19 protein-coding genes, 1 riboswitch and 1 other annotated feature are annotated in these 23809 nt (G+C 33.9%); of the genes, 7 read left to right on the plus strand and 12 right to left on the minus strand.

The genetic code is table 11. From position 1 onward, the window contains the following. Window positions 1–61 precede the first annotated feature (61 nt). Window positions 62–2443 carry a homocysteine S-methyltransferase family protein gene (locus AC0LWJ_RS06895; RefSeq protein WP_474238881.1) on the minus strand — a complete coding sequence of 794 codons (2382 nt, stop codon included), beginning with the start codon at window positions 2441–2443 and terminating at the stop codon, window positions 62–64. A gap of 52 nt (window positions 2444–2495) precedes the next feature. Next, window positions 2496–2590, minus strand: a riboswitch (SAM riboswitch). 113 nt (window positions 2591–2703) lie between these two features. Between AC0LWJ_RS06895 and AC0LWJ_RS06900 the strand changes: the two genes are divergently transcribed. Beyond that, on the plus strand, window positions 2704–2958 hold the full coding sequence (locus tag AC0LWJ_RS06900) for a hypothetical protein (protein ID WP_474238883.1): 255 nt from the start codon (window positions 2704–2706) through the stop codon (window positions 2956–2958). A 31-nt stretch (window positions 2959–2989) separates the two neighbouring features. On the opposite strand, the gene AC0LWJ_RS06905 is transcribed toward AC0LWJ_RS06900, so the two are convergent. From AC0LWJ_RS06905 to AC0LWJ_RS06920, 4 genes are all read right to left on the minus strand, one after another. Continuing rightward, window positions 2990–4009 (minus strand): hypothetical protein, encoded by a 1020-nt coding sequence (locus AC0LWJ_RS06905; protein ID WP_474238885.1) that lies wholly within the window; start codon window positions 4007–4009, stop codon window positions 2990–2992. Window positions 4010–4019: 10 nt separating this feature from the next. Next, complete coding sequence (locus tag AC0LWJ_RS06910; RefSeq protein WP_474238889.1) at window positions 4020–5003, minus strand: phosphodiester glycosidase family protein; 984 nt, start codon at window positions 5001–5003, stop codon at window positions 4020–4022. Window positions 5004–5137: 134 nt separating this feature from the next. Then, window positions 5138–6373 (minus strand): cation diffusion facilitator family transporter, encoded by a 1236-nt coding sequence (locus AC0LWJ_RS06915; RefSeq protein WP_474238893.1) that lies wholly within the window; start codon window positions 6371–6373, stop codon window positions 5138–5140. Next, window positions 6363–6530 (minus strand): hypothetical protein, encoded by a 168-nt coding sequence (locus AC0LWJ_RS06920; protein WP_500861903.1) that lies wholly within the window; start codon window positions 6528–6530, stop codon window positions 6363–6365. The genes AC0LWJ_RS06915 and AC0LWJ_RS06920 overlap by 11 nt, the downstream gene beginning before the upstream one ends. A 201-nt stretch (window positions 6531–6731) precedes the next feature. Here AC0LWJ_RS06920 and AC0LWJ_RS06925 point away from each other — a divergent pair, with 201 nt between their 5' ends. Continuing rightward, window positions 6732–7556, plus strand: a complete 825-nt coding sequence (locus tag AC0LWJ_RS06925; protein WP_474238947.1) for a pyruvate, water dikinase regulatory protein — start codon at window positions 6732–6734, stop codon at window positions 7554–7556. A 20-nt stretch (window positions 7557–7576) separates the two neighbouring features. Next, window positions 7577–9928 (plus strand): phosphoenolpyruvate synthase, encoded by a 2352-nt coding sequence (ppsA, locus tag AC0LWJ_RS06930; RefSeq protein WP_474238897.1) that lies wholly within the window; start codon window positions 7577–7579, stop codon window positions 9926–9928. Between the two features lie 40 nt (window positions 9929–9968). Here the strand turns inward: ppsA and AC0LWJ_RS06935 are convergent, their stop codons facing one another. Next, window positions 9969–10862 carry a DUF1002 domain-containing protein gene (locus AC0LWJ_RS06935; RefSeq protein WP_474238900.1) on the minus strand — a complete coding sequence of 298 codons (894 nt, stop codon included), beginning with the start codon at window positions 10860–10862 and terminating at the stop codon, window positions 9969–9971. 61 nt (window positions 10863–10923) lie between these two features. After that, window positions 10924–13368, minus strand: a complete 2445-nt coding sequence (leuS, locus tag AC0LWJ_RS06940; RefSeq protein WP_474238903.1) for a leucine--tRNA ligase — start codon at window positions 13366–13368, stop codon at window positions 10924–10926. Window positions 13369–13411: 43 nt separating this feature from the next. Then, window positions 13412–13617 (minus strand) — a binding site (T-box leader). Between the two features lie 228 nt (window positions 13618–13845). Here leuS and AC0LWJ_RS06945 point away from each other — a divergent pair. Continuing rightward, window positions 13846–14334 (plus strand): ECF transporter S component, encoded by a 489-nt coding sequence (locus tag AC0LWJ_RS06945; RefSeq protein ID WP_474238949.1) that lies wholly within the window; start codon window positions 13846–13848, stop codon window positions 14332–14334. A 66-nt stretch (window positions 14335–14400) separates the two neighbouring features. On the opposite strand, the gene AC0LWJ_RS06950 is transcribed toward AC0LWJ_RS06945, so the two are convergent. Together AC0LWJ_RS06950 and AC0LWJ_RS06955 are read right to left on the minus strand one after the other, a co-directional pair. Further along, entirely contained in the window at window positions 14401–16962 is a 2562-nt protein-coding gene (locus AC0LWJ_RS06950) for a transglycosylase domain-containing protein (RefSeq protein WP_474238906.1), read from the minus strand. A gap of 187 nt (window positions 16963–17149) precedes the next feature. Further along, on the minus strand, window positions 17150–18316 hold the full coding sequence (locus AC0LWJ_RS06955) for a pyridoxal phosphate-dependent aminotransferase (RefSeq protein WP_474238909.1): 1167 nt from the start codon (window positions 18314–18316) through the stop codon (window positions 17150–17152). Between the two features lie 237 nt (window positions 18317–18553). Here AC0LWJ_RS06955 and AC0LWJ_RS06960 point away from each other — a divergent pair, with 237 nt between their 5' ends. Continuing rightward, window positions 18554–19825, plus strand: coding sequence for an FAD-dependent oxidoreductase (locus tag AC0LWJ_RS06960; protein WP_474238913.1), 1272 nt, complete (start codon window positions 18554–18556; stop codon window positions 19823–19825). A gap of 11 nt (window positions 19826–19836) precedes the next feature. On the opposite strand, the gene AC0LWJ_RS06965 is transcribed toward AC0LWJ_RS06960, so the two are convergent. The 3 genes from AC0LWJ_RS06965 to AC0LWJ_RS06975 form a co-directional block, all read right to left on the minus strand. Further along, window positions 19837–20358 carry a tryptophan transporter gene (locus tag AC0LWJ_RS06965; RefSeq protein ID WP_474238916.1) on the minus strand — a complete coding sequence of 174 codons (522 nt, stop codon included), beginning with the start codon at window positions 20356–20358 and terminating at the stop codon, window positions 19837–19839. Window positions 20359–20405: 47 nt separating this feature from the next. Beyond that, window positions 20406–21746, minus strand: a complete 1341-nt coding sequence (locus AC0LWJ_RS06970; protein ID WP_474238919.1) for a PhoH family protein — start codon at window positions 21744–21746, stop codon at window positions 20406–20408. A 138-nt stretch (window positions 21747–21884) separates the two neighbouring features. Further along, window positions 21885–22247 carry a LysM peptidoglycan-binding domain-containing protein gene (locus tag AC0LWJ_RS06975; RefSeq protein ID WP_474238923.1) on the minus strand — a complete coding sequence of 121 codons (363 nt, stop codon included), beginning with the start codon at window positions 22245–22247 and terminating at the stop codon, window positions 21885–21887. Between the two features lie 148 nt (window positions 22248–22395). Between AC0LWJ_RS06975 and AC0LWJ_RS06980 the strand changes: the two genes are divergently transcribed. Together AC0LWJ_RS06980 and AC0LWJ_RS06985 are read left to right on the plus strand one after the other, a co-directional pair. Further along, window positions 22396–22920 (plus strand): hypothetical protein, encoded by a 525-nt coding sequence (locus AC0LWJ_RS06980; RefSeq protein WP_474238926.1) that lies wholly within the window; start codon window positions 22396–22398, stop codon window positions 22918–22920. Window positions 22921–23063: 143 nt separating this feature from the next. Then, window positions 23064–23789 (plus strand): DUF881 domain-containing protein, encoded by a 726-nt coding sequence (locus AC0LWJ_RS06985; RefSeq protein ID WP_474238929.1) that lies wholly within the window; start codon window positions 23064–23066, stop codon window positions 23787–23789. Window positions 23790–23809: the final 20 nt, after the last annotated feature.

Below are 23809 nucleotides of genomic sequence, written 5' to 3' on the forward strand. Positions count from 1 at the left end.
ATTTAACCTTTATTAGCCTGCATATCTGTGAAGTAGATCCTTCATGGATGTTTCATAAATATTACGCCTTTAATACCTCATCTGCAATCCTTACAGCATCTTGCGCATTTGCGCCATAAAAATCTGCACCGATTTTATACGCATATTCCTCCGTAAGGGCTGCTCCTCCTACCATTATTTTTACATTGGAGGATTGTCTTAAAATTTTAATCGTTTTTTCCATGTTAAATAAGGTAGTAGTCATTAATGCACTTAAGCCAACAAGCAGTGGATTTATTTCTTTCACTCTTTCAAGAATTACTTCTGCTTTAACATCTTTGCCTAGGTCAATTACTTCATACCCATAACTTTCCAGAAGAACCTTTACAATATTTTTCCCTATATCGTGTATATCTCCTTCTACTGTCGCAAGTATTATTTTACCTCTGGATTCTGTACCACGAGGCAGCTTATCCTTAATAATTTTAAATGCCCTTTGTACCACTTCAGCTGAGCTTAGAAGCTGCGGCAAAAAATATACCCCTTTGTCATATCTGTCTCCAACCTCCTTTAAGGCAGGTATAACAATATTATCAATAATATTTAATGGTTCAGCTTCTTTTGATAAAATATCCATGACTAACTTATCAATATCCGATTTTTTCCCTTCAAGTATATTTTTATATAATAACTGCGGCTTATCTGTATCATCATAATGGGGAGAAGATATATGAGAATTATCCTCTTTTTTGAATCTTTTTATATAATTTTCGCATCTTTTGTCTTTTGCTGTTAATACCATTGATGCACGTAATATATCCATTGTCAAATCATTATTTGGATTTAAAATCACAGCATCAAGTCCGTAGGATACCGCCATTGCTAAAAAAGCTGAATTTATAAATTTGCCCTCCGGCAGTCCATAAGAAATATTGCTAAGCCCAATGGTTGTATTTACATGTAATTCACTTTTTATTAATTTTATGGCTTTTAATGTTTCCATTGCGGCAGTTTGCTCAGACGATACCGTTAATGCAATACAATCTATTATAATATCTTCTTTTGGTATACCAATCTTTAGAGCCGCTTTGATTATTTTCTTTGCATTTTCAAGCCTATCCTCAGCATTTTTGGGAAGCCCTTCATTACCCATTGCCAATCCTATTACACATGTTCCGTATTTTTTCACGATAGGCAAGACTTCTCTTAAACTTTTTTCCTGTGCATTTACAGAGTTAATTATAGGTTTACCTCTTATAATCCTTACCGCCTTTTCTATTGCTTTTATATCATTGCTGTCTATCTGCAGAGGAAGATCTGATACATTTTGTATCTCTGAAACAATTAAAGGCATCATTTTTTCTTCATTTATGCCGGGAACCCCTATATTAACATCAAGCACATTAGAACCTGCCTTTTGCTGTGCAATGGCTTCTTCTAACACTAAATTAATATCTCCTTCTTTTATAGCAGCACTTAATTTTTTCTTGCCTGTTGGATTAATACGCTCACCTATAATACATATAGGATTACTGCCACCTATAAAAACCGTTTTTGTATTTGACGAAACGGCTGTATATATGTTTGTATTTTTTAAAGGCTTAATATCCTTCACATATTCCTTTAATTTTTTTATATGCTCCGGAGTGGTTCCACAGCAGCCACCCACTATAGATGCACCGTTTTCTATGAGTTTTTTCGAATACTTAGCAAATTCCTCAGGAGAAACATTATAAACAGTTTTTCCATCTTTTATATACGGCATACCCGCATTTGGCTGGGCAATTATCGGTATATGGGCAACCTTTGACATTTTTCTTACAACATCAATCATTTTATCAGGACCAGTTGAACAATTTACACCTACAGCATCAAGTGAAAGCCCTTGAAGGCTAATAATTGCAGTTACAGGGTCTGAACCCATTAATGTCCTTCCATCTTCCTGAAATGTCATTGTACATATAATTTTAAGATTGGTATTTTCTTTGACTGCCAGTATCGCTGCTTTTGCTTCAAGTATATCTGACATCGTTTCTATAAGGGCAATATCAGCACCTGAAACCTCGCCGGCAATTGCAACTTCTTTAAAGACATCGTATGCTTCTTCAAATGTTAATTCACCATAGGGTTTCATCAATTCCCCTATAGGTCCTATTGACAATGCAACAGGCTTCCCATTAGAAGCTCTTTTGGCAATTGATACTGCCTTCGCTATTATAAGGGATGCATCCTCCGACATGTTATAAGCTTTAAGCTTTATTCTGTTTGCTCCAAAGGTATTTGTTTCTATTATATCAGCACCTGCTTCAAGATATGAAAGATGTATATTATATATCATTTCCGGTTGGGATATGTTTAAATATTCAGGACACTCACCTGTTTTCAAACCCTTTTCCTGAAGCTGTGTTCCCATTGCTCCATCAAAAATAACCACGTTATTTAAAGGCTTCTGAAATATATCCATCTGTTTCCTCCTAATAAAAAATCTCTTCACCAAAAGAAGAGATACCATATTCCTCTCATCTTTCAGCGATATGCTGCTGGAATTAGCACCGCAAAATCCGGTTGCCGAGCTTCATTGGGCCAGTCCCTCAGCTACTCTTGATAAGAGATAGTTATATTTACTTAATGAATAATATAATACATTTTATTTATTCTTTTGTCAATAAAATATTCCATGCATTGGAAAAATTATTGACGAATTATTAAAATAAGTCTATAATTATGTTAGGACTTAAAAATAGAACAAAAGAAAAAATAATAGGAGGTGCATTTAAAATGGAAGAAAAAATAAAACACGAACATGAACATACGCACCCGGAGGTTCATCATTCACATCCCCACAAACATGATGATAATACAATTCACGAACATGAACATACCCATTCGGCTACGACCCATACCCATGAGCACGCACATGAGCCGGAAAAAGTAGAAAAACACGAACACGAACATCCTGAACATAAACATGAGCATTAAAAACAAGGCTGGCAATATACCAGCCTTGTTTTTAATCTAATCTCAAAATAACCTTATTGTTTTCTTTATAAATTATATAATTTTTATTGACTCCTATTATCTTCCCGTAGGCGCTTAAAATTTTATCTGTTTTAACATCTTTTAAATCTTTATTACCTATAACATTGTATATATTACCACTTCTAAGCATTATAATAGTATTATGACAATCTACAGGTTCTTTCACAGCTAAATGACACCAGTATTTCATTTTTTCCTCAAGTGAACCATAATAAATTTCTGTTATTTTATTGTTCTTTAGCTTTCCTAAATAAACATAATCATTGCTGTCTACACCTATTAGATAGTAACCTCCACTCACAAGGGTATATCCACTGCCATTTTTTATTACACGAATTACATTATTTGATGATTCATATACCAGGTTATCATTTCTTTGCGTCTCATACATTCTGACTATTCGCTTAACAGGCAATCTTAATTCAACAATTTTACCCATTATATCAACACGGTATAACATGCTATCTCCCTGTTTGTCCACTATATTTATATAAATCATATTCGTCAATGGAGATAATGTTACATTGGTTATACAACTGCCTTTTGGTACATATATTAATTTATCAACTTTAATATCATTATTAGTATCAAGGTCATATGCCTTAATTTGTATGGCTTCCTTACCATGATAATTTGCCTTGCAATAATAAAGCAATCTGTTCCTGTCGGTCAGCCATGTATAGTAATCAATTGTTTCACCATTTATGTCTATTGTTTTTTTAATTCGAGAGGTATTTGTATCAACAATTATTAGTTCATTATTCAAGATATATGAGATAAAACCTCCATCATATGATGCTTTAATATCTTTTGCATCAAATGGCAAATTAAGCTGGATCTTTTTTCTTAATGAAATATCTTCATCAGCAACTTTTTTTATCTGTATCGTATCTGTTGATGATAAAAAATAATCGTTGATATAATACAAAACACCCATTTCAATTAAAATAGGAATTATAAACCATATAAAAATTTTTTTAAGTTTCTTCATCGTTATCACTTCATTTCGCAAAAAATATTGTTGGTACGGTTCTTTCTCCAAGTGGATTAGATGGATTGTTTATAACCTTGCCTTTAAAATACATTGTCGTTGATGACCCGCCATCAAGATTTGCAGCATTGTATGCTCCATAATCGAGCATTATATTTTGTACGTCTTTTAAAGTTGCTCCTAAGCTGCTTATTGCCCTTCCATCAATGACTAAAAATATAACCGTTCCGTCTCTTCTTTGACCTATAGCTGTTCTTGGAGCAATACCCCAACCTCCATCTCCGTTTTTTATCATAGGTTTACCATTTACTATCAATGGCGGTCTAAAACTAACTGCCTCTTTTATTGCCATTTTATTTATCTCTTGTGGAGTATGTTTGCCAACAAGCAATTTCCCGTCATATGTGAATCCTACAAGGTCTACAGTTCCATCTGCACTTGAAACATTATTATATAGCATCTTGCCATTATGAATTATAATGCCGTCAGCTATTCCGCCGCTTCCTGTCCAAGCACCGTTAACAAATCCCAAAAATCCTCCGGCATTTATCGCAGCAACAGCATTATTATTTTTAGCAATTTCGCTTGTTGTTTCTCCTTCCTTGGGCAATTTACTTGATATACCTACCTGTATTCTTGTAGGGTCATGAATCAAAATAATTTTTCCTTTAAAATGTTTACTATAAACATCATTTAATTCAATTGTACTATTATGAATATTCTTAAAATTTAAGAGACCTTGATTGCTATTTTCAGTTTTGATATTATTCATTTCTTTCATAATTTCATCAATTTTAGATTTTGGCAAAAACCAAGTTACAAGATATTTGTGGCTTAATGTTGTCATTGCCGTTGTAACTAAGGTATCCCTTATATTAGTATATGGACCGTAAAATATTAATAATGGCATTACTATAACAGCTAATATAAATTCAAATATCAAATAGAATATTATCCGCTTTAAAGAAACATTTTTTACCACGATAAAAGCCATTCCTTTCCCTTATATTTAAACATTACTTTTTATATTATACAATTAAATTATTAAAATTCTATTAAATTTTACCCCGAAAAATAAAAAATCCTGATAAAGAATTTTATATCCCCTGTCAGAACCTCCAAAAATTCCTATTGTGAATATTTTGATTCGGATAATGTTTTTTCTATAAATCTATCAAGGTTAATCATCTTCTTTTCATCTGTAAAATATATTTCTTTATTATTTGCTTTAAACACAAAATACGTGGCAGAATCTTTTATATCCGGTGCTGCTATAACAATATCTGCTTTTTTTTCGTTTAATATCCACAATGCCGTCTTTATTCCTCTTTTCTTTGTTAGATTGGTATTCTTGTTTTCTTCTATTTCTTCTGATATTATTTGCTTTTCTTTAAGGTCATAAGTAATTAATGCAAAAAAAGGCGACTCTCCAAATTTCATTGATATCTCTTTAATCTCAGGTGCTGTAAGAGGAATAGCAATCCTTACCTGTTGCTTTTGATAAGGTTCATAATGTATCATTACTTTATCAATGTTAGGCTGATTGTCATATATCTCTTCCTCTATCATATTTGAAAGCCTGTGGGCTTCTTCTAATGTAACTATATTGAATTTTAAACTAATATCTATAAATATATACCTTCCAGCTTTGCGACCTTTTATTTCGGTGATTTCAATAACTTGAGGAAATGCCAAAATTATATTTCTTATGTTTTCAATGACACTGTAATCCACACTCACATCCAATAATACCATTACTGATTCTTTAAGTAATCTCCACCCTGAATACGCAATAAATACAACTATCAAAAAAGCAACATATTTGTCTATATTCACCTTAAAAATACTCAGTAATATATTAATCATTAAAACAAATAATGAAAGCATATCTGATTTAATATGTTCAGCATCTGCTATAATACCCGGAGAACCATATTTAATACCAATTTTTTTTTCATATTTACTGTATAAAAAAACAAGTTCAACAACAAGAGCAAGAATAATAATCGTGATGATTTTGCTATTTAAAGATGTGTTTAAGGATTCTGTTCTTTCAAAAATGCCCTTTCCTATCTCAAAAGCCGTAAGTATTATCAGGATAGATACAAAAGCAGATATAAAATTTTCTAACTTATAAAGCCCGAAAGGGCAATTCTTTGCTTTCTTGTATGAAAAGAACATACCAGTTAAAACGAGTATTGATGAAAATACATCTATTCCGGAATGAATGGCATCAGCAGTCAAAGCAGTACTTCCTGAATATTTTCCTAAAAAGAATTTTATTAAAGCCAACATCGTATTAAGCACTATAGAATATAAAGAAACTAAGTACATGGTTCTGTTGACCGCATTTCTATCTACCATACCAACCTCTCCTGAAACATCTCCCTCCGCCTAAGGGATTTATTCTTTTAATATTAAAAGAACCGCATCGTGGGCACGTAAGCTGCCTTCCTGTTCCATAAGGCACCTCCCATATATTCCCACAATTAAAACATTGGAATTTTCTCATGGTTTCCATAACTACCCTTCTTTCAAAATAACCACCTGCTTAAAGCTTATCTATATTATATCATAAAATATTTGCAATGTAGATATGTAATTTTTTTCTACATCTGACACGTTTGAAAACGATATAATACTTGACAATTTGAAATAAATAAAGCTATAATATATTTGTATATAAGTGTATAATGGAAGGCGGAGATAAGGATTGACAACAATGCAAAAAAAGCAACATCCAATTGTTTATATTGTATCTGATTCTATTGGCGATACAGCCGAATTGGTTACACGTGCGGCAACAAGTCAGTTCAATTCTGGAAATGCTGAAATTCGACGCTTCCCATTTGTTAATAATGCAGATGAAATTGTCGATATTGTACAGCAAGCAGCGAAAGATAAAAGCTTAATAATTTTCACACTGGTTATGCCAAACCTTAAAGAAATACTTCTTCATGAAGCAAATAAACATAGTGTAATTGTTGTTGACATACTTGGACCGGCTCTTGATGCTTTAAAACAATTAACAGGAAAGGAACCTCATTTTGAACCTGGTCTTATAAGAAGAGTGAATGAAGAATATTTTAAAAGAATAGAAGCTATAGAATTTGCAGTAAAATATGATGACGGAAAAGACCCAAGAGGTATTAAAAAAGCGGATATCATAGTTATGGGAGTATCTCGTACAGGCAAAACACCTTTATGTATGTATCTTGCTCACAAAGGTATTAAAACAGCTAATATTCCCCTTGTACCAGAAATCGAAGTACCGGAGGAAATATTTTCAGTCTCTGCAAGACATATTGTGGGTCTCATGATTCAGCCTGACTACCTTATACATATCCGCCAAGAACGTCTTGTTAGTCTGGGATTACCTGCAGATGCTCAATATGCTAAACCCGAACGCATATATAAAGAATTAGAATATGCTCAGGAGGTAATTCAAAAAATTGGATGTCCGATAATTGATGTTACAAGAAAAGCTGTAGAAGAAACCGCTAACAAGGTTTTAGAAATTTACTATAAAACATTACGCAGCCATTAAAAAAAGGGAGGAGAAAAATTATGACTTATAAATTTGTGAAATGGTTCAACGAACTGGGGAAAAATGATGTAGGACTGGTAGGAGGCAAAGGTGCTAATCTTGGAGAAGTAACCAATGCAAAGATTTCAGTTCCTCCAGGTTTTTGTGTTACTGCAGAGGCTTACAAACATTTCATTGAAACAACAGGTCTATCATTAAAAATTAAGGATATGATTAACAAAACAGATATTAACAATCTGGAAGAATTAATGAAAAATACCTCAGAAATACGGAATATGATCACAAATACACCTATGACACCTGAAATTGAAAAGGAAATTATAGAGGCATATAAAGAACTCGGAGGCAAAGACTATCCGGTAAAAGTTGCCGTCAGAAGTTCAGCAACAGCGGAAGATTTGCCTGATGCTTCTTTTGCCGGACAACAAGAAACATATCTGAATGTTTTTGGAGAAAAAGATTTACTTGTTAATGTACGCCGCTGCTGGGCTTCCCTTTGGACGGCAAGAGCTACCGCTTACCGTCAAGCACAGGGCTTTGATCACTTTTCTGTATATTTAAGTGCTGTAGTACAAAAGATGATACAATCAGAGATTTCCGGAGTAGCTTTTACAGTAAATCCAATCACCGGAAATAGACAGGAAATTATGATAAACGCTAGCTGGGGTCTTGGGGAAGCAGTTGTTTCAGGTAAAGTAACACCTGATGAATATATAGTTGATAAAAGCAATCTACATACTATTGAAAAAACTATTTCCGATAAAAATCTTATGATTGTTGCAGACCCTAACTCAGAAAGAGGCACTATTGAAATAGAAGTTTCAAAATATTTAGGTGCAGAATTTGTTAAAAAACAATCTCTTTCAGATGAACAGATTGTATCATTATGTCAACAACTTATTAAAATTGAAAAGCATTATGGTACACCTCAGGATGTTGAATGGGGATATGAAAATGGAAACTTCTATATTCTTCAGTCTCGTCCTATAACAACCTTGAATAAAATACAAAAAAAAGGAAAGGATACCGCTGCAACCAATACAAAAAAGGTCTTAGTTAAAGGATTAGGTGCATCACCTGGAATTGCTACAGGTAAAGTAGTTTTTGTCAATAATTTCGATGATGTAACTAAAATAGAAAAAAATACTATTCTTGTAACTACAATGACAAATCCAGATATGGTTCCTGCCATGAAAAAGTCTCTCGCTGTTGTCACTGATGAAGGAGGTCGTACATGCCATGCAGCTATTGTATCACGTGAGCTTGGTATTCCCTGCATCGTAGGTACTAAAAATGCTACAGAAATTTTAAAAGAGGGTATGGAAATAACCGTTGATGCTTCCAGAGGAGTAGTCTATGAAGGACATATAAGTCTCGGCAGTGAGGATACTGAAAAATCCACCATTGGAACAACCCCATTGGTTAAAGGAGCTTTATGGAAAGAGATTGCGCCTGTTACTGCTACAAAAATATATATGAATCTTGGAGAGCCGGAAGCTATTGCCCGCTATAAAGATTTGCCCTTTGACGGAATAGGTCTCATGAGAACAGAGTTCATATTTACAGATCATATAGGTGCACATCCTATGTATCTTTTGAAAAACCATCAAGAACAAATGTTTATTGACAAACTGGCAGAGGGCATCTCAACAGTAGCTGAGGCCATTTATCCACGCCCGGTTGTTGTACGCTTTAGTGATTTTAGAACAAATGAATTTCGTGGTTTAAAGGGAGGAGAAAATGAGCCTATAGAAAATAATCCTATGATTGGATGGCGTGGTGTTTCGCGATATATATCCCCTGAATATGAAGCAGGATTCCGCCTCGAATGTAAAGCAATGAGAAAAGTCAGAGAAGAATTTCAGCTTACAAATGTTTACGCTATGCTTCCTTTTGTAAGAACAACTGCAGAAGTCCGTCAGGTTTTGAAAATAATGGCTGACGAGGGTCTTTCCTCAAGCTTGAATTTTAAAGTTTGGATCATGGCAGAGGTTCCTTCAGTCGTCTTCCTTGCAGAACAATTCTGCACCTTAGTTGATGGCTTTAGTATAGGTTCTAACGATTTGACACAGCTAATACTTGGTGCAGACCGCGATTCGGAAAAATTAAGCAATATGGGATACCTCGATGAACGAAATGAAGCAGTTATTGCTGCAATATCTCATCTGATAGAAACTGCCCGTAAATACGGAAAAACTATCTCTATATGTGGTCAAGGTCCTTCAGTATATCCGGAATTTACTGAATTCTTGGTTCATAGTGGCATAACCAGTGTAAGTGTAAATCCTGATACCGTTGCTAATACACGACGCCTTGTTGCCGGTGTGGAGCAAAAGATGATTTTGGAAAGTCTCCGAAAGCTTAATAAATAAAAAATATGCCGGGAATAGTCACATATTCCCGGCATATTTTTTATTTAAGCAAATTTAATATTTTATCGATTATACTTTTAAAGAAAGTAAATATATCCCGCAACAGTGATTTTGATTCAGGATTATTATTTACAAAATTCTTAAAGGTTGTATTAAAATTATCCAGTCCTTTCCTTACCTTATCCCAATCAATGTTGGCATTTTGGAATTTCCGAAGCAATGAAACAAGGCTATTAATCTCATCAGGTGTTAAGGTTATACCCAAATCTTTTGCTGTATTTTCTATAAGATTGCGCAGTTGTTCATCAGAAAGCTTAGAAGATTGCTTCGATAATTGTTCCTTTAATCTCTTCATAAGTTCCACAGCTTTTTCCTTGTCACCTATTTTGTCCCCAATCTGACCTGTCTGAACCATTTCTTCATTAGCAATCTTTTTAACATTATCACTAATCGGTTTTCCCGTTGCTACTTCAAAAGCTTTCATTATACCGGTCAGAGCAGCTGTACCCGAAACAGGATATGGTGCTGAAACTGTTATTGAAGCATCCGTAATACCTGCTGTTATCAAAGCATTCTTATACATACTATCTGTTACCCATGTAATGTTATTAGTTTTTATATTTAATCCCTTACCCTTTTCCTGAAAGGTTATTAATGAAGATGAAATAGCCTTTGTTCCTATAACACTTTCAGGTAAAATATGTCCTAAGTATTTATATTCTTCTTGATTTGTCACCTCAACGATGTGTATATTACTTGTATCTCTTATTCCAAATTCATCCATTAACTGTGTCCTTTGTCCTTTTGTCAAATCACTGCCAAACGTAACAAACTGGTCCCCTGGTTTAATATCAGCAAAAGCTGTTGCAGCAATTGAAGTAAATAATAGAAGTATAATAATCAAAGCTATTGTTTTTTTACAGACTTTCAGCAATATGTATCACCTCCTGAAATAATTATATACTTTTAAAGCTATAATATACAAATTTAAATTATCAATTAACCACGATATTTACAAGCCTGTTTTTAATTACAATGACTTTTTTTATTTTTTTGCCTTCAATATAGGATTTAACATTATCATTTGAAAGTGCCGTAGCTTCTATCTCTTTTTCATCAGCATTTGATATCACTTCAAGCCTGCCTCTAACCTTACCGTTTATCTGTATCGCAATTTCAATAACATCTCTTAAAAGAGCTTTTTCATCATATTGAGGCCATTTCTGATTAAATATAGAATATTCATATCCAAGTTTCTCCCACATTTCTTCCGAAAAATGCGGTGCAAATGGTGATAAAAGCCTCATTAAATCCTTAATAACATCTTCATATAATTTAAGATTTTTTAGTTTTACATTTGTATCATATTTATATAGTGCATTTACAAGCTCCATAAGCCTTGCAATTGATGTATTAAACTGAAATTTTTCCGCATCTTCGGTAACACCTTTTATAGCAAAATGCCTTGCAAAATTCAATTCTTTTTCATCTTTGTCAAATTTCTCTTTGCTTTCATTATTTTTATTTTCTAAAAAACTGTTAATAAGTCTTTCAACCCTTAATATAAATCTGTGTATAGCTTTTATACCATCATCATTCCATGGTCCTCCTTCAGTAAATGCAAAACCAAACATTAAATACATCCTAAATACATCTGAACCGTATTCATCAATATATTCATCAGGTGATATTGTATTTCCTTTTGATTTGCTCATTTTATTACCATCAGGTCCAAGGATTATACCCTGATGAATCAAGGATTTAAACGGCTCATCAAAATTCAAATAGCCAAGGTCCCTTAAGGCTTTTGTCACAAATCTCGCATATAAAAGATGCATACAGGCATGCTCCGCTCCACCTATATATTTATCGACAGGCAGCATCTTATTTATCCATTCTTTATTAAAAGCCTCTTTTTCATTTTTGTTATCAGGATACCTCAAAAAATACCATGATGAATCTACAAATGTATCAAGTGTATCAGGGTCTCTTTGTGCCTTTCTACCGCATTTCGGACATATAGTATTCATAAATTCATCATTTTTCTTAAGAGGTGATTCACCATCAGGCGTAAATTTAACATCATATGGAAGAATTACAGGCAGGTCCTCCTCTGGAACAGGAACTAATCCACAATGTTCGCAATGTATTACAGGAATCGGCGCCCCCCAGTATCTCTGCCTTGATACAAGCCAGTCCCTAAGACGATAATTAATCTTTAGACTGCCTTTACCTTCTTTTTCAAGTTTTTCTACTATCTTTATACGGGCATCTTCAGACTTCATACCATCAAATTCACCGCTATCAATCAATATACCATATTCAACGAACGGAAGGCTGTCCTCAATATCTCCTTTTCCTTTAATAACACGCCTTATAGGAAGGTCATATTTCTCAGCAAAGATAAAGTCTCTTTCATCATGGGCAGGAACAGCCATAACACAACCAGTCCCATATGTCGCTAAAACATAATCTGCAATCCATATCGGGATTTTTTCACCTGTTATAGGATGTATCGCATATGCACCGGTAAATACACCTATTTTTTCTTTCTCTGTAGACAGCCTTTCTATTTCACTTTGTTTTTTGGCATATTCTTTATAATCTTCTACATTTCGTCTGTATTTATCTGTCGTTATTTTATCCACAATTTCATTTTCAGGGGCAAGTACCACATATGTCACACCATATAATGTATCCGCACGAGTCGTAAATACTTTAAAGTTTATATCTTTTCCTTCTACTTTAAATTCTATCTCAGCACCCTCAGATTTACCAATCCAGTTACGCTGCATCATTTTAGTCTTTTCAGGCCAATCAATGTCATCAAGGTTTTTTAGAAGTTCTTCAGCATAATCAGTTATTTTTAAAAACCACTGTGTAAGGTCTTTTTTTGTAACCTCACTGCCGCATCTTTCACATCTTCCTTCAACAACTTGCTCATTTGCAAGAACCGTCTTACAACTGGGGCACCAGTTTACAGGTGCCTTCTTTCTATATGCTAAACCGGCCTTATACATCTGTAAAAAAACCCATTGAGTCCATTTATAATATTCAGGAAGACATGTTATTACCTCATAATCCCAGTCAAAGGTTGCACCTATTTCCTTAAGCTGTTTTTCCATTGTTTCAATATTGTGCATTGTGGAATCCTGAGGATGTATACCTGTCTTAATTGCATAATTTTCAGCAGGTAGCCCAAAGGCATCAAAACCCATAGGATGAAATACTTCATAGCCTTGCATCCTTTTCATCCTTGCCCATGAATCAGCAGGACCATAATTATACCAATGCCCTGCATGCAGCTTTGCACCAGATGGATATGAGAACATCTCAAGACAATATAATTTTTTATCAACATTTTCAGGATGAAATTTGTACAGCTTTGTTTCCTCCCATTTTTTCTGCCACTTTCTATCAATCTCTATTGAATATGTCATTATTTACCTCCTAACCTTATATTTAAATAAAAAAGCCTCCCATCCAAGAGACAAAAGACTGTTGCTTCCGTAGTACCACTCTTATTGACAAAAGCCCACATGAACCTATAACAGTAGAAACCGTATATACCTACTTAACAATTCGGTATATATACTCCATGGCGAGTTCAGCATTATTGGTACTTCTTTTCACTACCCAGAAGCTCTCTGAAACCTTTTATGCCTATTATTCCATATCGTAGTATTTTGGCTATATACTTATATAATATTCTATTACAAAAATATTGAAAATGCAATATTTTTATTTTGTTTAAAAAGAACCCCATAAGGCAAAAGTTTATTATCATATTCACATACAACGCTGATATGAAAAAGGGGATTAGAATCAGTTTTACCTTGTATTAAATACTAAAATGTGGTAAAATAGATAATAAGAAAGGAGATGATAACATGGATAAAAATTCTTCAAAGCCCATAATAAACACACAATTTATTACAAGGACAGCAGTATTGTTAGCAATCACAATTATTATTCAATTTATTAAAATGCCGCAGCTTATTACAGGCTCTCTGGTCAATGCAATGCTTATAATTGCCGCAGGACTTGTTGGCATGTGGTCAGGTATTACTATCGGTCTTTTAACACCAATCATAGCTTTTGCTGTAGGCATCATGGGATTCCCTATTATGATTCCTTTTATAATGATAGGAAATGCCTTATATGTTTTGCTTTACTCTTTAATCAAAAATAAGATTGTTTCTATGATAATAGGTTCAATCGTAAAATTTTTATGGCTATCCATATCAGTTAAATATCTTCTTAATTTGTTCAATGTAAAAGTTCCATTAAAAATAGTACAGGCTTTCACGTTGCCACAGCTGATTACAGCATTTACAGGCGGAATTATTGCTTTAATTTTTATATCATTAATGAATAATTATTTTGCAAAAGCCAAGCAAGAATAAAAGGCAGATATCCTGCCTTTTTTCTGTATTTTCATTACTTGACTATACTCAGTTTCTTTTCAATGATCATCTTGATTTAGCAGGCTTTGAAGAAGGTGTTGCTCCTGTAGTGTCCTTTGTTCCACTGCTATTATCTGGAGAAGGTGGCTGTGTATTAGAAGGAGCATTATTTGGTGCTCCATTGCTATTAGTTCCTCCATTATTAGCAGGAACCTGGGAAGGAGATGGTTGTGTCCCACTTTGAGGTGTTCCTTCCGGAGATGTTCCTGAATTACTATTTGCTGTACCATTATTTTTATTGTCAGGTGGTACTTTTGTATCCCCACTATCTATTGCAGTTGGAATGACATATTTGCCATCTGCCGCATATGCATTTTGTGCCGCTGTTCTTCCGGGTGGATCAATAAATACCCGTTCTTTAACCAATATGGGCAATGTCCAAGAAGATGCCAGCTTTCCAGTCAAAATATTAATTTTTGCTGCCACATGTACCGTACAATAACTTGTTGGTTGTGTCCCATCAGCAAACATTTCAGTGTAAGTCTGATCACCCCTTGGATCATTCCTGCATAAATCCGTCGGCAGTAATCCTGAATCCTTACACACCGTTACATATACAATACCAGGTGGTCTTTTAAATTCCTGAGGAGCTAAATTCTCATGTACAGATTCCATAACAGTTCTCCATAATTTCGCAGGAAATGTTCCTCCAACAACAGATGTCCCATAATTTTTTACCGGTATATTATTACCCTCATCATACCCCATCCAGACAGTACCAACATAATATGGCGTAAAACCTGTAAACCAAACATTCCCTGATTTTTCTGACGTGCCGGTTTTTCCCGCTACGGGCATATTGGGCAATTGTGCATTTGTACCTGTACCATGATCGACTACATCCTGCATCATATTCTCAAGTATATATGCATTTTGCTCATTTAAAACCACATGTTTTTCTGGCTTCTTGTCAATTATTACATTACCTTGTGAATCTTTGATTTCTGTAAAAGTTATTGGGCTTATATACATACCGCCATTTGCTATAGCAGCATATCCTGCCGTTTCCTGCAATGGGGTAATACCCTTGTAAAGTCCACCTAAAGCTAATGCAGGAAGATACATGTCATTATTAGTTATATTCAGCCCAAATTTTTTGCCATAATTTGCAGATGTATTTAAACCAATTGTATTAACTACTTTTACAGCAGGTATATTTAAAGAATCTGTTATTGCTTCTCTTAATGTTACAAGCCCATGATAATAACTACTTTCATAATTATGGGGTGTATAGCTGCCAAAAGTTGTCGGCACATCATCAACCACCGTTGCAGCGGTAAGTCCACTCTCAAGTGCAGGTCCATAAACAGTTAAAGGCTTAATTGAGGAACCAGGCTGCCTGTATGACTGTGTTGCCCGGTTTAACCCCATCAGGACATTACTTGAGGAGTCATTCGTATTTCTTCCACCAACTATACCCTTTACTTCCCCCGTCCTCCAATCCATAATTACCATAGCTCCCTGAACTATATCTTTTCTGCTGGGGTCAACAGGAAAAAGCTTAGGATTTGCAAATGCCTGTTCAATATCCGTCTGAATTTTTGTATCCATGGTTGAATAAATTCTTAAACCCCCATTGTATATTTTATTCGTAGCCTCACTGTAAGATATGTTAAGTTCCTTTGATAGACTAGATGCTGCATCTCTTATAACTTGTTCAATAAAATATTTATGATTATATCCGGTTAAATTTATTTTTTTAAATTGATATACAAGCTTTTCAGAAATTGCATTATCATACTCATCTTTTGTAATATAACCCTGTTTAAGCATTTCACTCAATACAAGATGCTGGCGTTTTAAAGCGCCTTCCTTGCTTGAATCAGGGGAATACATTGAAGGATTATTTGTAATACCCGCTATCATTGCAGATTCCGCGAGGTCAAGCTGACTTACATCCTTCCCAAAATATGATAAAGCAGCTGCCTGAACCCCATATGCATTTATATGAGGACCGCCAAGATATATAGTATTGAGATATGCCTCCAATATCTGCTGTTTTGAATATTTCTGTTCAATCTCCCATGCAAGCACAGCCTCTTGTATTTTTCTTGTTAAGGTTTTTTCATCTGACAGCATCATATTTTTTACCAACTGCTGAGTAATCGTACTTGCACCTTCCACCGGTTTGCCTCCTGCTTTAATATCCGCAACAAATGCACCAATTATTCGCTTTGGATCAATACCAAGATTGTTTTTATAAAATCTTTGGTCTTCTATAGCAACAACAGCATTCTGCAAGTTCTTCGGTATTTTATCTATTGAAACCCATAATCTGTTATCTGTTCCGTGGAGAGCCGCCGCACTTTTCCACTGCCCGCTTTCATCTTTAACATATATTATTGATGACTGTTTCTGTGCCGTTAATACATCTTTTGTAAGCGGCGGAGTGTTTTTTATTATTGCAAGCACCTTACCTCCAATCACACCTATTCCCGCTAATAAAATTATCATAAATGTCCATAATATTATTTTTAAAACCTTTTTATTTTTGTTTTTTCCCCCTGAATTATTTACGTTATTTTTTTTATACCTTTCACTTCTTTTTAAATTAATGTTGTTATCCATACATATCCCCTCAAAAATGTTAAATTATATGACTATTATACCATATTATTATATCATTAAATATTTCTATTTTTATGTATAGTTTATAGCAAATTATAAAGATTTTATTAAAATATAATTAAATTTTTTTAATCATTTTTCAAAAAAGGACAGTTTCCTGTCCTTTTAAAATACCTTCATTGCTATTTTAAAATTTTTTCATAAAACCCTTTATTCTTTTTACACACTCTTCAAGATTCTCCATTGATGTGGCATATGCCATTCTTACATAGCCTTCTCCGCTTTCCCCAAAGGCATTTCCCGGTACTACTGCTACCTTTGCCTCATATAAAAGCCTTTTTGCAAATTCTGTTGATGTAAGACCTGTTTTCTTTATTGAAGGAAATAAATAAAATGCTCCTTTGGGTTCAAAGCATTTAAGTCCTATTTCCGACATGCTTTGAAGTAAGTATCTCCTTCTTCTGTCATATTCACCCCTCATAATCCTTATATCTTCACTTCCATTTTTCATTGCCTCTATACCTGCATACTGGCACATGGTAGCAGCAGCCGTTACATCATATTGATGGACTTTTGTCATATGTGATATAAAATAATCTGGTGCAGCTATATAGCCAAGTCTCCAGCCTGTCATGGCATATGCTTTAGAAAAACCGTTTATGGTTACAGTCCTCTCCCACATATTAGGAAGTGATGCAAAACTTACATGCTTGAATCCGGCATATACTAATTCTGAATATATCTCATCTGTTATTACAATAAGGTCATGCTTTTTAACAACTGCTGCAATCTCCTCCATAAGCTCTTTCGGCAAAACTGCTCCGGTTGGATTGCTGGGATATGGCAAAATCAATACCTTAGACCTTTTTGTAATATATTTTTCAAGTTCATCTGCTTTTAATACAAAGTTATCATCTTCATAAGTAGGTACAAAAACCGATTTTCCTCCTGCAAGCTTTGTACAGGGGTCATAAGCAACAAATGAGGGCTGCGGTATTAAAACCTCATCTCCTTCTTCTATGAGGGTATTTATCGCTACATATATTGCCTCTGTTGCTCCTATTGTAACAAGAATTTCATTATCCGGATTATAGATTATATTATATCTTTCGGAAAGATATCTTGAAATTTCTTCTCTTAATTCAATCAAACCGGGATTTACAGTATAACCCGTTTTTCCTTCTTTAAGTGCTTTTATAGCTGCATCCATGATATGCTTCGGCGTTACAAAATCCGGTTCACCTATTGTAAGGGATAACGCACCAGGTACCTCTTTAACCATATTAAAAAAATACCGTATGGTAGATATCTCTATTGATTTTGCACGTTTTGTTACCTTTTCTTCATGGTTCATATAAAACTCCTCCTGTCTTTATATTATCATATTTATTATATCACAGGTATTTATCATAATTTAAAGAGATAAATTTAAAAATATCAAAATATTTTATTGTGCCACTCATGCCTTGAGATTGACAACCATAATGAAATGAAGTATAATGTGTTCGTTGTCTACTCGATTCCTTGTAGACAAATTTTTTCAAATTTTACTTAATGATTTCGAGAATAAAAAAAGAAGGTGAGTTTATAAATGTCAGAAAAACATGATTTATCTTTTCAAGTAGAACATGGATTTACTGAGGAGGAGGCTTATGAAGAAGCTTCACGCTGTCTAAATTGTAAAAATCCTTCTTGTCAGAGAGCCTGTCCTTTAAAAGTAGATATTCCCGGTTTTATCCACGCTATAAAGGAAAAAGACCCGGAAACAGCTATGATGATTATTAAAGAACGCCATCCTCTGCCTACGGTATGTGGTTATGTTTGCCCCAGCAGTAACTTTTGTGAGGGGCATTGTGCTTTGGCTAAAAAGGGCAAGCCCATTCACATAGCCAAGTTAAAACGTTTTGTTACTGATTGGGAATATGCCAACAGTGTTAACGCTCAAAGATGGGCAAAACCAGCTGATATTGCGGTTATAGGATCTGGACCAGCCGGAATTACTGCTGCCTATGAACTCTTGAGAATAGGTCACAGAGTAACCATTTTAGAAGCCAATAATACGGTAGGAGGACTTTTAAGAAACGCCATACCTGATTTTCGTCTGCCAAGAGAGTTGGTAGATATGGAGGTCCAAATGGTAAAAAGATTTGGAGCCAGGATAGAAACAGGAGAGATATTAGGTAAAAACATTACTATAGAAGAGCTAAAGCGCTTATATGATGCAGTTTTAATTACCGGTGTTCCTTATAAATATAGGAAGCTAAATATTCCAGGGGAAGAATTACCTCAGGTATATCCCGGTATGGAATTATTAAAGAAAATAAAAAATTTACCCTTAAATGAGATAAATAAAATAAAGGTAGGAGAAAAGGTAGCTGTCATCGGTGGCGGAAATGTAAGTATAGATGTTGCAAGGTCATGTTTGCGCTTAGGAGCTAAAGAAGTAATGATTATTTATCGCAAGGGACCTGAAGAAATGCCTGCACATAAAAATGAAGTCAATAATGCACTAAATGAAGGGGTAAAATTCATTTACAACAGCAGTCCAATTGAAATTAAGGGAGAAAATGGAAAAGTAATAGCAATAACTATACAGAAGCCCGATGCTCAAGAAACTCTTCCAATAGATGAGGTTTATATTGCAATTGGATATATTCCTAACCCAACAAGCCTTGGTATTCCAGAATTAAAGCTGACAGAGAAGGGGTTAATCGAGGTAAATCCTTCTACTTGCGAAACTTCCATCAATGGAGTATTCGCAGCAGGAGATTTAACTTACGGTCCTTCCAGTATTCCTGAGGCTATGGCCAATGCTAAAAATGCTGCTTGGTGTATTCACAAATATCTGACTAAAATAAAGTGAGTTTCCTCACTTTATTTTATTGCGGTTTTTTCGTATTTAGCTATTTTCTTTATTATACTGTAACCTATTACCGTTACTATAGTATTTACTAATGTTGCCGGAAGTACTATCGTAACAAAAAGCAGATAAAATGCCTTTGGAAGTCCTGCTACAAGTGCTACAACAGACAAAAATACTGCTCCAGACACCAGTGTGCCTATTATTCCAACTATAGCTGATAATACCTTATCATTGATCCTGTCTTTTAATAATTTAATTATAAGTATTATGACCGTTGTTGTAACAATTTTATCTATAGGATTTGCTATTTGCCCACCCGGCATTGATGTTGTAATTGCTGTTATTATACCAGCAATTACACCGGTAATATAATCTATCTTTATATCATCAACAATCAGCAGTGATATAAATAACATAGATAGTAAAAAGTCCGGTTTCATAAATCCAAGGATTGGCGGTGTTACATAATGAAGAATATATCCTATCGCAAGCAGAAGTGCGCAAAGAATCATCTGCCTTAAACTTTTATTCAACCTTTTCACCTCCTTTCAAATTCTCATAAAATATATTTCAATACATATTATAAAACTTTTGCCGCCAGTTCTGCAATCTTTGACCTTTCACCTTTAATCAATGTGACATGTCCTGATATTTCAAATTCTTTAAATTTATCCACAACCTGCGTTATCCCGTTGCTGGTAGCATCAAGATAGGGATTATCAATCTGATCCGGGTCCCCTATAAGAACAATCTTGCTTTCCTCCCCTACCCTTGATATTATCGTTTTTATTTCATGCCTTGTCAAATTTTGCGCTTCATCTATTATTATAAACTGCTTTGGAATACTCCTTCCCCTTATATATGTCAATGCCTCAATCTCAATGTTTTTTATGCCTGCTATTATATCTTCTATATTTGTATTGCTTTTCCTTCCTCTAAAGAGATATTCAAAATTATCATATATTGGCTTTATCCATGGTTTTAGTTTTTCATCCTTATCTCCCGGCAAATATCCTATATCGTTTCCCATTGGAACAATAGGTCTTGCAATTAATAATTTATTAAATTTTTTTTCGTCCTGTGTTTTTAAAAGCCCACATGCAAGTGCCAATAATGTCTTCCCTGTTCCAGCCTTTCCCGTCATTGTAACAATAGAAATATCATCTCTTAACAGCAGGTCAATTGCCATTTTTTGTTGTACATTTCTTGGAGCAACATCCCAGACGGTTTCCGGTGAATATAGGTGTTCAAATGTATCGCTTGCCTTGTTATATCTGGAAACAGCAGATTTATTACTGCCAAACATATCTTTAAATATTATATATTCGTTTGGATAAAGGTCTTTTACCTCTCTAAGCTGTTCAATATCATCCTTTTTTAAATATTTTTCAATATAAAACGAATCTATCAAAGAAGGATGTACATCAACAGATATAAAACCCGTGTATAATTCATCATAATTGACAATCTTATCTGAGAGATAATCCTCAGATGCAATTCCAAGGGAGTTAGCTTTCACCCTCATTATAATATCCTTTGATACAAGTACCGTCGGCATAGGATTTTCTTTTTTCTTTTCTTCAAGGTGTATATTCAATGCAACCGCCAAAATCCTGTTATCATTTGTCACATCAACAAAATGCTGTCTTATCTCATCCATGGAAATATGATTTAATTCAATCTTTAGAGTGCCACCATTTCCAAGGTCAACTCCTTCGTTAAGTTTTCCTTTTTTCCTTACATCATCAAGAATTCTTGCGACTAACCTTGCGTTTCTTCCAACCTCATCTTGATATCTTTTTTTATCGTCAATTTCTTCAACTACAACAGCCGGAATTATTATTTCATTATCTTCGAAATTATAAATAGACATGGGATCATGCAATAATACATTTGTATCAAGAACATATTTTTTTTTCAAGGATTAAACCCCCTATGTGAAAAATATTTTGGATACTCCTGTTTATAATTTTATCACTATTTCACATTAATTAATATATATATATGTTAAAAACATGTAAAAAAAACCTGCTTACAGCAGGCATAAAAATATCAATTATTAATTTTCCCCAGGAATAGGCAAGCAAATAATCTGTCCCACCTGCAAATTCATAGGGTCTATATAGGGATTTAAAGCCATTATTTTATCAACGGTAGTTCCAATCCTTTGTGCAATATTCCACAATGTATCGCCAGGTGCAACTTCCCAATATACACCTGTTGGACATTCCGGTGTCTTACCATATGGAATAATCGGCGGCAAGCATATAACCTGACCTATCTGAAGATTATAAGGGTCAATTCCGGGATTAAGTTTTAACAATTCATCAACAGAACTGCCCGTCTTTTGTGCTATATACCATAATGTATCACCAGGTGCAACTTTCCAATAACGTCCTGATGGACAATATGGATATGGCATAATATCACCCTCTTTCTTTAACCTGTTATTATAATATGTTTATTAACTTCAATAGTGAATCAAGATATTTACTGATATGATTTTTAAATTTTATTTGCAAAAAGATTAAAAATCATTTGCAGTGGAATATTAAATAAGAGGTGATACAATGAGCGATATCGATGAAATAAAAAAATTAATGGATATACTTACAAAAACCGAAAAGGACAGGGAAGTTGCAAGCCGTAAAATGCAAGAAGTTCTTGAAAAATCTATAAAGGAAATAAAAAAAATCCTTTTATCACTTAAAAAATATATTGCAAAGGATAATATTTCACTTAGGAGTTACAGCGGAAAAACGTTTGATACAGGAGAAGGTATAATCATTTATGACAAAGGCATTGATGAAAAACTTGTTTTACGACCAAGCAATAAGTTTTTTTACCTTAAAGTTGAAAATGATAAATTACAGGAAACCGAAATAGAAGATTTCGATATACATAACTATATAAATTATGATATACTATTTGAGAATGTTAAAAATTCCTTAATTAAATGTATACAAAAAAATGAAGAAGATATCTTGGCATACAGAAATACCATGCTGAAAATTGACAAATATAATAAGGACCTTGAAAATATGCTTTCACTTAAAAATGTAATTGGTAATACTAATCCTGAAAATCAGGATTAGTATTACATATTTGTTACATAAATGTAATAAATATGTAATACTTTTTTAATAATTTTTTTTGTATACATGCTATACTATATATAGTAGAAAAATAAATTAATTATAAATTAAATATTTGGTTTGATAAAGGGGATAGAGGAGAAATGAAAGGGAAAGTCTTTCAAGCCATGTTACTTTCGTTAGTCTTTATTATTATAGGTTTTATGATTTCCGTGCAATTTAAAACTATTCAGGGTCAAAGCAAACTTGCAGCTTCTACTAATGACAACAGAGTAGAGGAACTTACACAGCAATTAAAAAATGCTACTGATGAAAAGAAAACACTTGAACAGCAGATTGAAGAATTGAATAAGAAAATAAATATTTTAGATAATACTTCATCAAAAACTGATGCAGCAATAAATACAATCACACAAGAATTAAACAAATATAAGGCAATAGCTGGATTTACAAAAATGACAGGTCCCGGCGTTATTATAACGGTTAATGACAGTGATATTCAACCAAAAAATGGAGAAGACCCTAATATGTTCTTGGTACACGATGAAGACTTAATAAACATAGTAAATACATTAAAAGTTGGAGGAGCCGAAGCAATTTCAATAAACGGTCAAAGACTTATAGCAACATCAGAAATCAGATGTGTGGGTCCAACCATAAATATTAATTCTACAACATATGCTCCTCCATATATTATCAAGGCTATAGGGAACCCTGATACATTAGTTGCGTCCCTAAACATTAAAGGCGGCATCATAGAAACCCTAAAATACTATGGTATCAAGGTTGATATCCAAAAATCCGACAACTTAGAAATTCCTGCATTTATGAATCCTATTAATTTCAAATATGCCAAAATAGCAAATTAATATCTTATAAAACAAAGGGT

This window comes from Aceticella sp. 75b-Ac (genome assembly GCF_056032965.2).

What these genes read in the sequence shown, in the direction of transcription:
- AC0LWJ_RS06900 (WP_474238883.1), top strand. Translation starts at nt 2,704, where the DNA reads ATGTTAGGACTTAAAAATAGAACAAAAGAAAAAATAATAGGAGGTGCA.
- leuS (WP_474238903.1), bottom strand. Translation starts at nt 13,368, where the DNA reads ATGACATATTCAATAGAGATTGATAGAAAGTGGCAGAAAAAATGGGAG.
- AC0LWJ_RS06895 (WP_474238881.1), bottom strand. Translation starts at nt 2,443, where the DNA reads ATGGATATATTTCAGAAGCCTTTAAATAACGTGGTTATTTTTGATGGA.
- AC0LWJ_RS06915 (WP_474238893.1), bottom strand. Translation starts at nt 6,373, where the DNA reads ATGGTAGATAGAAATGCGGTCAACAGAACCATGTACTTAGTTTCTTTA.
- AC0LWJ_RS06980 (WP_474238926.1), top strand. Translation starts at nt 22,396, where the DNA reads ATGAGCGATATCGATGAAATAAAAAAATTAATGGATATACTTACAAAA.
- AC0LWJ_RS06985 (WP_474238929.1), top strand. Translation starts at nt 23,064, where the DNA reads ATGAAAGGGAAAGTCTTTCAAGCCATGTTACTTTCGTTAGTCTTTATT.
- AC0LWJ_RS06960 (WP_474238913.1), top strand. Translation starts at nt 18,554, where the DNA reads ATGTCAGAAAAACATGATTTATCTTTTCAAGTAGAACATGGATTTACT.
- AC0LWJ_RS06955 (WP_474238909.1), bottom strand. Translation starts at nt 18,316, where the DNA reads ATGAACCATGAAGAAAAGGTAACAAAACGTGCAAAATCAATAGAGATA.
- AC0LWJ_RS06975 (WP_474238923.1), bottom strand. Translation starts at nt 22,247, where the DNA reads ATGCCATATCCATATTGTCCATCAGGACGTTATTGGAAAGTTGCACCT.
- ppsA (WP_474238897.1), top strand. Translation starts at nt 7,577, where the DNA reads ATGACTTATAAATTTGTGAAATGGTTCAACGAACTGGGGAAAAATGAT.
- AC0LWJ_RS06905 (WP_474238885.1), bottom strand. Translation starts at nt 4,009, where the DNA reads ATGAAGAAACTTAAAAAAATTTTTATATGGTTTATAATTCCTATTTTA.
- AC0LWJ_RS06920 (WP_500861903.1), bottom strand. Translation starts at nt 6,530, where the DNA reads ATGGAAACCATGAGAAAATTCCAATGTTTTAATTGTGGGAATATATGG.
- AC0LWJ_RS06910 (WP_474238889.1), bottom strand. Translation starts at nt 5,003, where the DNA reads ATGGCTTTTATCGTGGTAAAAAATGTTTCTTTAAAGCGGATAATATTC.
- AC0LWJ_RS06950 (WP_474238906.1), bottom strand. Translation starts at nt 16,962, where the DNA reads ATGGATAACAACATTAATTTAAAAAGAAGTGAAAGGTATAAAAAAAAT.
- AC0LWJ_RS06925 (WP_474238947.1), top strand. Translation starts at nt 6,732, where the DNA reads ATGCAAAAAAAGCAACATCCAATTGTTTATATTGTATCTGATTCTATT.